Annotated in this window: 9 protein-coding genes; all 9 read left to right on the top strand. The window is 35.8% G+C overall.

The features are described from left to right. The coding region (locus ABF281_RS08630) for a DUF4957 domain-containing protein (RefSeq protein WP_347181274.1) at positions 1–927 on the top strand (927 nt) is incomplete at its 5' end. Between the two features lie 21 nt (positions 928–948). Beyond that, positions 949–1,968, top strand: coding sequence for a polysaccharide lyase family 7 protein (locus ABF281_RS08625; protein ID WP_347181273.1), 1,020 nt, complete (start codon positions 949–951; stop codon positions 1,966–1,968). Between the two features lie 44 nt (positions 1,969–2,012). Then, the gene (locus ABF281_RS08620) at positions 2,013–4,283 is read left to right on the top strand and encodes an alginate lyase family protein (RefSeq protein ID WP_347181272.1); all 2,271 of its coding nucleotides are present in this window, start codon (positions 2,013–2,015) and stop codon (positions 4,281–4,283) included. Positions 4,284–4,291: 8 nt separating this feature from the next. Continuing rightward, positions 4,292–4,639, top strand: a complete 348-nt coding sequence (locus ABF281_RS08615; RefSeq protein ID WP_347181271.1) for a cupin domain-containing protein — start codon at positions 4,292–4,294, stop codon at positions 4,637–4,639. Positions 4,640–4,868: 229 nt separating this feature from the next. Next, entirely contained in the window at positions 4,869–7,946 is a 3,078-nt protein-coding gene (locus ABF281_RS08610; RefSeq protein WP_347181270.1) for a TonB-dependent receptor, read from the top strand. 29 nt (positions 7,947–7,975) lie between these two features. Beyond that, positions 7,976–9,412, top strand: a complete 1,437-nt coding sequence (locus ABF281_RS08605; protein ID WP_347181269.1) for a RagB/SusD family nutrient uptake outer membrane protein — start codon at positions 7,976–7,978, stop codon at positions 9,410–9,412. A 20-nt stretch (positions 9,413–9,432) separates the two neighbouring features. After that, the gene (locus ABF281_RS08600) at positions 9,433–10,299 is read left to right on the top strand and encodes a PKD domain-containing protein (protein ID WP_347181268.1); all 867 of its coding nucleotides are present in this window, start codon (positions 9,433–9,435) and stop codon (positions 10,297–10,299) included. A 107-nt stretch (positions 10,300–10,406) separates the two neighbouring features. Further along, entirely contained in the window at positions 10,407–11,111 is a 705-nt protein-coding gene (locus ABF281_RS08595; RefSeq protein ID WP_347181267.1) for a FadR/GntR family transcriptional regulator, read from the top strand. A 16-nt stretch (positions 11,112–11,127) separates the two neighbouring features. After that, positions 11,128–11,468: MFS transporter (locus ABF281_RS08590; protein ID WP_347181266.1), on the top strand; the 341-nt coding region annotated here is incomplete at its 3' end.

Genomic DNA, 11,468 nt, shown 5'->3' with positions numbered 1-11,468 from the left:
GGAGAATCTAGGGAGAAATCAAACAAAATAGGGGCTATTTTAAATGCTAAAAATCTGAACTTAGATCTTTTAGATAAATCAAAATATGGCGCCACTTGGTTTTCTAATCAAGTAGCAACCAAAGCAACCAAGATACATACAGTTTCTTCTGTTTCGGAATTGACAGCCAAAATTAATGAAGCAGAAAATGGTGATATCATTTCTTTGAATGAAGGGGCTTACCAAATTTCAAAACCTTTAGTTATCAATAAAAAAATCACCATTGAATCCAAATCAAATGCTGAAATTTTCTACAATGGCGCAGCAAATACTCCAGCATTTGAATTACACCCTTATGGGAAATTATCTGTAAAAAATATAAAATTAAAAGGAAACGCTTCCAACTATGCGTTTGCCAGTTTAAAAGAAAATATGTTCAATCATTTCGGATTGGAAGTTACAGACTCTGAAATAAGCAACTTCAATTATGCATTAAGAGTTTACAAACAGTCTTTTTCTGAGGCGATTACTTTTACAAACACATCAATTTCGAATTGTGAAAATGGGATCGAACTCTCCGAAGAAACAAACGATCGAGGTGATTACAATACCGAATATTTAACCATTGACGGCTGTAATTTTAACCAGGTAAAACAAAACGTTGTAGATTACTATAGAGGAGGGTATGACGAATCTACCATTGGTGGAAACCTTTTAATTACAAACAGCACATTTACCAATTGTGGTGCCAAAGAAAAAAACAAAAGACTTCTGAATCATAACGGAATTGTAAATGTGAATATCAACAACAATACCTTTACAAACAATAAAGTAAAATTTGTTTCCATTCTTTGGGGCGCAAAAAACAATGTGGCGTCTGAAAATACCTTAAGCAACTCAGGGCAACTAAAAACAGAAGAAAATCTTGTAATGACTTTGATGTATTAAATTAAAATGAATCCATTTAGAATGAAAAAAACAAGCTGTATTTTAATTATTTTAGTTGCCTTAATAGGGTGTAAAAATAATTCCAAAAACACTCCGGAAATTCCTGTTAAAAAGGCAACGATATACCCAAGCGATGTGATTTCATTTATGGATGAGTGGAAAATTCTTTTAGGTGATGGAACTTACAAAGACTCATTGGTTAATTATGCAAAAGACAATTTTTTCTATGTTGAAACCGAAAATGAAACAAATTGGGTAGTCTATAAAACACCAAACGCGGGTGTTACATCGAGAACCTCTAGCAACACAAGAACCGAACTTGGACAAAAAAAACATTGGATTCCAGAAACTGGCGGAAAATTAACAGGAACATTAAAAGTGCAACACGTTTCTACAACAGGAGATGCAACTGTAGCCTCTTCGTTCTCCGTAGTTGTTGGACAAATTCATAGCGATGAAGGCCACGAAAACGAGCCTTTAAAAATATACTACAAAAAATTTCCTGGACATACAAAAGGTTCTGTTTTTTGGAATTATGAAATCAATACAAAAGGAGACAACATAGGAAGATTTGATTATTCAACTGCAGTATGGGGACACGATTTTTCTGTGGTAGGCTCAAGTTCAACAGAATTTCCAAAGGAACCCGAAGATGGTATTGCTTTAGGCGAAGAATTTAGTTATAAAGTAAATGTAGATCAAGGAATCATGCACCTCACTTTTACAGCTAAAGATCATCAAACAGTTCAATTTACAAAGAGTTTAATCAAATCAGAATTTGCAACCAAAGAAACCATTCCAGCCCAAGTAAAAAGTGTGTATGCAAATAGAGAAAAAGGGGGGGGTGTTGAACGTGAAAGCGCTTATGCAAATGAAAAACAGTATTTTAAACAAGGTGCCTACAATCAGGCCAATGGAAAGTCTACAAAATCCGAAACCTATGCCGGTGATATTACAAGACAATATGCAAACGGAAGTTATGCAGAAGTTTGGTTCAAAGCGGCTACTTTAGACCTCGGAAACTCCTCTGAAAAAGAGTAAAAAAAGATCATTTCATAAATCACAACATAAAACACAAATTGTCAATGAATAATTACCTAAAACTTTTCTTTTTAGCTGTGCTCATAACTTCATGTGCTAAGAATTCGAAGGAGCTCCCAGTGGATGCATCCAATGACCAACACCCAAATTTGATTTTGACCACTAAAAGTGTTTCAGAAATTAAATCCAAACTAGGCAAGGTTCCGTTATTTGATGCCACATTAGAAAAAGCAAAACAAGCTGTAGATGCAGCATTAGAGAAAGAAATAGCGGTGCCAATTCCAAAAGACATGGCCGGTGGTTATACCCATACACAACATAAAATAAATTATGCAACGATGCACAAAGCTGGAATTTTATTTCAGCTTACAGGTGACCAAAAGTATGCAATCTATATAAGAGACATGCTTTTGGAATACGCAAAGATGTTCCCAACATTACCAAGACATCCGCAGATGCGAAGTTACGCTAGAGGTAAGATTTTTTGGCAATGTTTAAACGACTCCAATTGGTTGGTCTATACCAGTCAGGCCTATGATTGTATCTATTCTTGGTTGCCAAAAGAACAGTCGGACTATTTGAACAAAACCTTGTTTCGTCCTTATGCTGATTTTCTTTCTGTTGAAACACCACAATATTTCAATCGTGTTCACAATCATTCTACCTGGGGAAATGTTGCCGTGGGTATGATTGGTTTGGTGATGAATGATGACGAACTCGTCAATAGAGCCCTCTATGGGTTAAAAAAAGAAGATGTAGATTTAAAAGCAAAAGACAATGATGGCGGTTTTATCTTCGATAAGGATGGAAAAGCAGGATTTTTAGCCAATTTAGATTCCCCGTTTTCGCCAGACGGATTTTATACCGAAGGCCCTTATTACCAACGATATGCAATGTATCCCTTTTTAATTTTTGCTGAAGCACTTCAAAATAAAAAACCAGACTTAAAAATTTTCGAATACAAAGAAGGTGTTTTAATGAAAGCAGTTGATGCCTTGTTAAACCTTACCGACGCAGATGGAGAGTTTTTCCCATTGAATGACGGTCAAAAAGGAATGTCCTACTATACTGCTTCTTTGGTTTCAGCAGTTGATATTGCTTATTATTACGGGAATCAGGACCCGGCACTGTTGTCCGTCGCAAAAAAACAAAACAAAGTACAGTTAGATATAACAGGTTTGCGTGTTGCAGAAGCTTTATCTGCAAACAAAGAAAAACCGTTTATCAAACAATCCATGGAGCTAAGTGATGGTTCTCAAGGAGATGAGGGTGGGATTGGTATTTTACGACACCAAAAAAAGGATGAAACGCTCGCGTTGGTTTTCAAATATTCTGCACAAGGATTAAGTCATGGACATTATGATAAATTGTCATTTTCACTCTATGAAAATGGGGAAGAGGTTCTACAAGATTATGGCCTGTCTCGCTTTGTAAATGTAGAACAAAAAAATGGTGGAGGTTATTTAAAAGAAAACAAAACTTTTGCCAAACAAACCATTGCCCACAATACCATTGTACAAGATCAAACATCTCATTTTAAATATGATTTTGCAACCGGGAGTAAAAACCATTCCGATAAATATTTGTTTGATGTTTCAAATCCTGATTTTCAAATTGTAAGCGCCAAAGAAATCAATGCTTATCCGGGAACGGAATTGCACAGAACCATGATCATGGTCAAGGATGCCAACGATGCAAAACCTTACATTATAGATGTCAATAGAGTGCAATCCAACAAAGCGCATACTTTTGATTTGCCGCATTATTACTTTGGTCAAATTATTGCCACCAATTTTGCGTATCAAACACCAAAACAATTACTGCCTTTAGGAAAGAAATATGGGTATCAACATCTCTGGAACGAAGGGATGGGAATTGCCAATGCTGAATCCATTCAATTTACATGGTTGCATCATCAAAAGTTTTATACCATTACTGCCGCAACCCAAAAAGAGGATGAAATTCTTTTCGCAAGAATTGGTGCAAATGATCCGGAATTTAATTTACGAAAAGATCCGACACTAATTATTAGAAAACAAGCAGCAAAAAAAGCTGTATTTGCCTCCGTAATTGCATCGCACGGTACCTACAATCCCGTAACAGAAAAAGCAGACAATGCATATACTCCTATAGAGTCAGTTAAAGTTTTAGTAGACACAAAAGCCTATACAGCTATTGAAGTGGTTACTTCAGAGAAAAATAGCTTATTGATTCTATCCAATGAAGACAATGCATCAGACACAATGCACAGGGTGACCATAAACAATAAAGACTATCGCTTTCAGGGCGCATATTATTATAAATCAACTAAATAAATTAGAACATGAAATCATTTGGAACAAGTAAAGAATTCATCTTTGGAGATGACCTGGCATGGGAAACCGTCGGAGAGGGTTTGAAAAGAAAAATAATGGGGTATGACGATAAAATCATGCTTGTAAAAGTAGACTTTCAAGTAGGGGCTGTTGGTAGCCTTCATGAGCACCACCATTCTCAAGTAACTTATGTAGAGTCGGGAGCTTTCGATTTTACCATTGGTGGTGTTACCAAAACGGTCACTGGTGGAGATACGGTTTACATTCCTCCACATGTATTGCATGGTGCGATCTGTACAGAAGCAGGAGTATTAATTGACGTCTTTAGTCCAATGAGAGAAGACTTCATGCAGTAATCTGACAGGTATTTCTGAATTCAAAAAATAACATTTTTTTAAGATTTTTTTTGGATTGTAATATTATAATCCTATATTTGGTCAACCAATTTGGTCAACCAGTTTGGTTTACCAAGTTAGTTGATCCATTAAATACACATCTATTGAGTACCTAATTTGTTTGTTATTAGGTATTTAACTTTTAAAACAATATACAAACACTAATCTAAAATAATTTAAATACTTAATTATGAATTTTAAACTTAAGTCATTTTTTATTGCGATTCTTCTATGTAGCCTAAGCGGCTTTGCACAGGAAGCAACAATAAAAGGAACTGTTACCTCAAAATCAGATGGAGAGCCTATATTAGGGGTGAACATTGTTGTTCAAGGATCTCAGGTAGGTACATCAACAGATTTTGATGGAAACTATCAAATCAAAGTAAACAAAGGAGATGTAATCCAATTTTCTTATTTAGGTTTTGCGTCACAAAGTGTTACCTATTCAAACCAAACAACCATTGATGTTCAATTAGTTGAAGATGACAACACGCTAGACGAGATTGTTGTTGTTGGTTATGGTACTCAGAAAAAATCTCACTTAACAGGTGCGATTTCGAAAGTGAAAAATGAAAAATTAGACCAAATGGGTATTGCCAGAGTTGATGATGCTTTAGTAGGTCAAGTTTCAGGGGTAAACATTCAAGCTACCGAGGGTGAAGCAGGTTCTGCTCCTACCATTCGAATTAGAGGTACGGGTTCTATCAACGGTAACTCGGGTCCTTTAGTAGTTGTAGATGGAGTGGTTGTTGATGAAGATTTCTTAGGATCTTTAAACATGAATAACATTGAATCTTTTGAAGTTTTAAAAGATGCTGCATCGGGAGCTATCTATGGTGCAAGAGCTGGTAACGGGGTTATTATGATTACAACCAAAGCTGGTAAAAGTGGCGACATGAAACTTAGCTACAGCATGATTACAGGTTTTAAAACAGCAAGACAAAGTGATGCTTACTATACTTCTATGGCAGAAGCTGCAGCAAGCGAACTAGCTGCTACAGGTGTGCTTTCAGACAAAACAAGAGTGAAGCAGTTAATTGGTGTAGACAACAACTGGCAAGACATTATATTTGACGGAGGTATGTATACCGATCACTCTTTACGAGCTAGTGGAGGTACCGACAAAGCGACTTTCAATGTTGCATTGAATTATTTAGACGATGAAGGTGTTTTATTAACCGATAACTTCACCAGAACTGCAGTAAGTGCAAAGTTCAACTATAAATTCAATAAAAGATTAACAGTAGGAATTAAAGCGAATCCTTCATTTACAGTGAAGCGAAGATTTGATGGTTCTACACATGATATCTTAAGACAACCTTCTTGGTTACCATTGTATTTAGATGAGAATACCATTCAGTTTGTTAACCGTTTCAGAGATAATGGGAAATATGCAAATGCACAAGTAGGTGATTATGCAATCCAACGTATGTTTGATGACTATGATTTAGTTGCAGGTCAGCCAAGTACTGGAAGTGGAACCGATATTAGTAATACATCGAACACCAACCCTGGTGCTAAGGTTTTGGAACGTAATCGTTATGAATACAGAAACAAATTCTTAGGAAGTGTGTATGGGAAATACAAAATCACTGACGATTTAAAGTATACTACTACAGGATCTGTAAATTACCAATACACAAGAGGATCTCGTTATCAAGGTGTTTTGTCTAACAGAAACGGAGCTTCTGCTTCTAGATTGGACAGTACAGTAACCAAAACAACAAGATACACGTTAGACAATACCTTAGCGTATACAAAAGAAATTAACGATCACGAAATCAATGCAGTAGTAGGTACTTCTTTGGAACAAAGAAGAAGAACTTTCGAAAGTATGCAGGGATCTGTATTTGCAGATGATAGTAACCAAACACTTGGTGCTGCAGAATCAATTACAGACACCAATGAATACAAATGGGAAAGAACTTTATTGTCTTTCTTTGGTAGATTAAACTATGCGTACTCAGACAAGTACTTAGCATCTGCAAGTGTACGTAGAGACGGTAGTTCTGTTTTTGGACCAAATACTAAATATGGAAATTTCCTTGCATTCTCATTAGGTTGGAATATTTCTAGAGAAGATTTCTTAATTGACAATGATCTTGTGAACAACTTGAAATTTAGAGTAAGTTATGGTGTGACTGGGAACAATGACTTTAGAACTGGAAACCCTTTAGTGGATAACTATCCATATTTAGCAGTTTTAGACGATACAACAACAGGAGTTAGTAATGGAACCCCTTCTTTAGTGGTGAATCCTTTGAACATTCCAAACCCAGATCTTTCTTGGGAACGTCAAATAGAATTCAATCCAGGTTTAGATTTTGCTTTGTTTAGTAACAAAGTTTCAGGATCTGTAGATTACTACTCAAGAACAAGTGATCAATTATTATTATACAACCCAATTTCATCAACAACTGGTTTCTCAAATGCTTTGGTAAACTTAGGAAAAGTGAAGAACAGTGGTTTTGAAGTTGAAGTGCGTACCAAAAACATTTCAGCAGAAAACTTTAGATGGTCTACGACCTTCTTAGGATCTAAAAACAAAAATGAATTGTTAAATTTTGCGGATTCAAATGGACAAATTCAAAGTGTAGATTCAAAAAGAGCTGCTGAGTGGATCAATATGGAAGGTAGCCCAATTTCTTCTTTCTATGGTTGGGTAGTTGATACTGAAATTCCATTAGAATACATCAAAAACCCTTACCACCCAATCGGAGCATCTGCGCAAGATGTATATGTAAAAGATTTAAACGGTGATGGTTTAATTGATGATGATGACAAAACCATCTTAGGTAGTCCTTATCCAGATTTTGTTTGGAGTGTAAGTAATGATTTTAAATTTGGAGATTTTGACTTTAGTTTCATGTTCCAAGGGAGTCATGGTGCAGAAGTACGTAACATGGGAGATCAATACATTTTTAATCACTTTAACAGTGCCCAAGATTTTGATCCAGCAACAACGCCAAATCAAGAATTTATCAAGGCAAAAATCTTTACAAACAGTATTGTACAAGATGCTTCTTACATAGCATTAAGAAATGTGAATTTTGGATACAACCTTCCAGAAAACTTAGTTTCAAAATTGAAGATGTCTAGTGCGAGAGTTTATTTCTCAGGTCAAAACCTATTGTATTTAACAGCAAGTGACTATACTGGTTTTAACCCAGAATCAATAAACAACACAAGCGCTACTACGTATGGATACCAAAGAGCAGGTTCTCCAGTATTTAGTACCATGTCTTTAGGTGTAAACGTACAGTTTTAAGGATTAAATAATTTAAAATGAAAAGTATTATGAAACAAATAAATTTATTACTAATTGCTGTTTTTGCCTTGAGCTTTGCTTCATGTGAGGACACTTTCTTAGCCCCAGAATTAGAGACTGGGATCAACGCCGAGAATTATTACACGACAGATTCTGAAATTCAAGCTGGTATTTTAAATATCTACGATGGAATTCAAGGAGTCAATGCCTTAAAAATCACAAACAACAACCTAAATCATGGTGTTCAGGTTGAGTTCTACCTCACTGAAATGAGAAGTGATAACACAGAAACAAAGAGTAATGAAGGAGAAGCTGCTCAATTTGAGTCGTTTACCATAGAGTCTACCAACGGTATCGTTGCAGATTATTACAGAAGTTACTACAATGTTATCTTTAGAGCGAATTTAGTTTTAGACAAATTAGAATCGGCATCTCCAGAGAAAAAAGCAGCCTTTGCTGCAGAAGCAAAGTTTTTAAGAGCCTATGCGTATTTTAACTTAGTACGTCTTTTTGGAGACGTTCCTTTAGTAGCGGGATTGATTTCTCCATTAGATACAGAAACGGCTTTTACAAGAGTTTCTTCTTCCTTGGTGTATGACTTAATTGTATCTGATTTACAAGATGCGGTTGCCAACTTAAGCGATGGTGGTGCAAACGACCAAGCGAGTAAAGCGGCTGCAGAAGGAATCTTAGCGAAAGTATATTTAACATTAGGACGTTATAGTGAAGCTCAAACTTTATTAGAAAGTATTATGAGCCCATCAAGAGGATTCTCTTTAGAGAACGATTTTAAAGATGTTTTTTACAACGAAGGAAACAACGAAGTTCTTTTTGCCATTGGATATGTACCAAGTTCAAACGATGACAGCCAAAACTTTTCTGCAGAATGGTTAAACGCTGTAGGAAGAACTAGTGGTGTAAACTATGTTTCGATGGATGCAAAAGCATTTTTAGATACGCATGGAGGAAATAGAACCGCATTGTCCTACAGAGAAGATGCAGCTCAAGCTGGAAAGTATCAAGTAGTGAAGTATTTACCAAATGGAGATGCTGCGCTAGGAATTCCAGTAACTTCTTCAGATCCAACATCTGCAGGGAATGACTGGGTAGTATTAAGATACTCGGATGTTTTATTAATGCACGTAGAAGCGATTATGGCAGGTGGTGCAAGTACCACAAGTTCAAATGCAATTGCTTCTTTCCAAGCAGTAAGAAATAGAGCTGGTTTAACGGATGCTGTTACAAGTATTTCTAAACAAGAATTGGCAGATGAAAGAAGAGCAGAATTGGCTTTTGAAAATCACAGATTTTTTGACCTAGTTCGTTTAGGATTGGCACAAGATGTGCTTTCTGCATTTTCTGCTGCTAACGGTTTAGGATATTCTACAACGGATCTTTTATTGCCAATTCCTCAAGTAGAAATTGGGTTAAGTAATGGTTTATTATCTCAAAATCCTGGTTACTAATCAATTTAATAGTTAATATTATGAAACAAATAACAAACACAATAAAATCAAATATTTTTAATTTAAAAATGTTGAGCCTTGTCGCTTTGGCTGGATTTATGTTCTCTTGTGAAGACAATGTGCTTCCAGAAGCAAATTCAATTGAAGATTTAACGCCACCTTCAGCTATGTTTTCCGCTACGGAAAGTAATGGAGATTGGCAAACCTATGATTTTTCAAATCAATCTGTAAGTTCAACAACTTATGCTTGGACTTTTGGAGATGGAAATACATCTACTGCAAAAGAGCCTTCTAACACCTATGCAGCAGAAGGAATTTATACAGTAACCTTAACTTCTTCAGATGCTAATGGATTGACAAGTACTTTTTCAAGTGATGTTGAAGTCGTTGAGCCTTTAGTACCTGTAATTTTACTTCCAGAAATCTTAGAAGCAAGTTTTGAAGACGGAATGTTAGATGGTGGTTCTGGAGATGGACGAGACTCTTGGAGAAATAGTGATTTAGGTGGGGTAATTCAAATTACTTCAAGCCCTACAAACACAGGTTCACAAGCGGCTAAATTTCCTTCAGCAGGAGATCGTATTGCTTACCAAGAATTGGAAGTTTCACCAAACCAAGATTACGTATTAGAGTACTGGTATACCATGAAAACATCTGGAACAGGTCATATGACAATTTCTGTTTTAGCAGGTGATTCCTTTACCGATACTTCTGCAGCAGTAGCCGCCACAATTGCAACCTTTGAAGGTACAGACCAAACTAGTTCTAACGACTATGTAAAAGTTGAATTGCCTTTCAATTCAGGAAACAATACAATGGTTTCTATCTACATGTTCAATGCAGGTGTTGAAAGTAGAGTAGATGATGTTTCTCTAAGATTGCCTTAATTAGTATTTAATGTTAAACAATGTAAAAGTTTCTTTTACATTGTTTAACTTTTATTAGATTTGCTAATTAATTCGCTAAGATTTAATATACTAGAAGAAACTTGCTTATGAAACTCGAAATCCTTACCAAACCTGAGAACTCTAACGTTCAAAAAAAAATTATTTCAAAGATTAGAGACCTAATTAATTTGAAAAATTTAGAACCAGGAGACAAATTGCCTTCCGAAAGAATGTTATCAGAGAAGTTTGAGGTTTCAAGAAGTAGTGTTCGAGAAGCTATCCAGAAATTAGAATTTTATGGCCTTTTAAATTCCATTCCACAAAGTGGAACATTTGTTGCCAATATTGGTGTTATTGCCATGAATGGTATGATCGAAGACATTCTTCGATTGGAGGATCCAGATTTTAAATCCTTGGTAGAAACAAGAATTCTATTAGAGTTAAAAACCGCAAGATTGGCCGCTTTAAGAAGAACCGACAAAGATTTAGTAGAACTAAAAGCAGCGTTAGAAGCTTACGAAGAGAAAGTATTAAACGGCAAAGATGCCGTACAAGAAGACTTATTATTTCATTTAGCAATTGCGAAGGCGAGTGGAAATAGTTCCATGAATAACTTCATGCTCATTATTATTCCAGAAATCATTACCAACTTCGAGAAATATCATGTTTGTGATAAAGGGTTGTCACATGAAGGAATCAAAGAGCACAAAGCCATTTTTAAAGCTATCGAAAAGGGAGATCCCAAATTAGCCAAGCAAAAAATGAAAGAACACTTCAAAGTATTATATCAATATTGTTATAATCTGAAGTAAAAACAAAAATTCAATAATGAAATTAAAAGGATTAAGATGGTGGGTTGTAGGCCTTGTAGCTATAGCAGCAGTTATTAACTACATAGACAGACAAGCCTTTGGAGCCTTATGGCCCGATATTGCCAAAGAATTGTTTCCTGAAATGGATGAAGATGGTCACAAAGCAATTTATGGTACCATCTCTACAGTATTTATATTATCCTATGCAGGAGGGCAAGCCCTCTTTGGGAAAATCTTTGATTGGATTGGCACTAGAATTGGATTTGCAATTTCCATTGGTGTTTGGTCTATCGCAACCATGTTGCATGCATTTGCACAAGGACTATTAAGTTTTTCAATCTTTAGATCTCTACTAGG

The sequence above is a fragment of the Wenyingzhuangia sp. genome, from assembly GCF_039768515.1.
Classification (GTDB): Bacteria; Bacteroidota; Bacteroidia; order Flavobacteriales; family Flavobacteriaceae; genus Wenyingzhuangia.
This window is presented reverse-complemented; position numbering and strand designations above follow the sequence as displayed.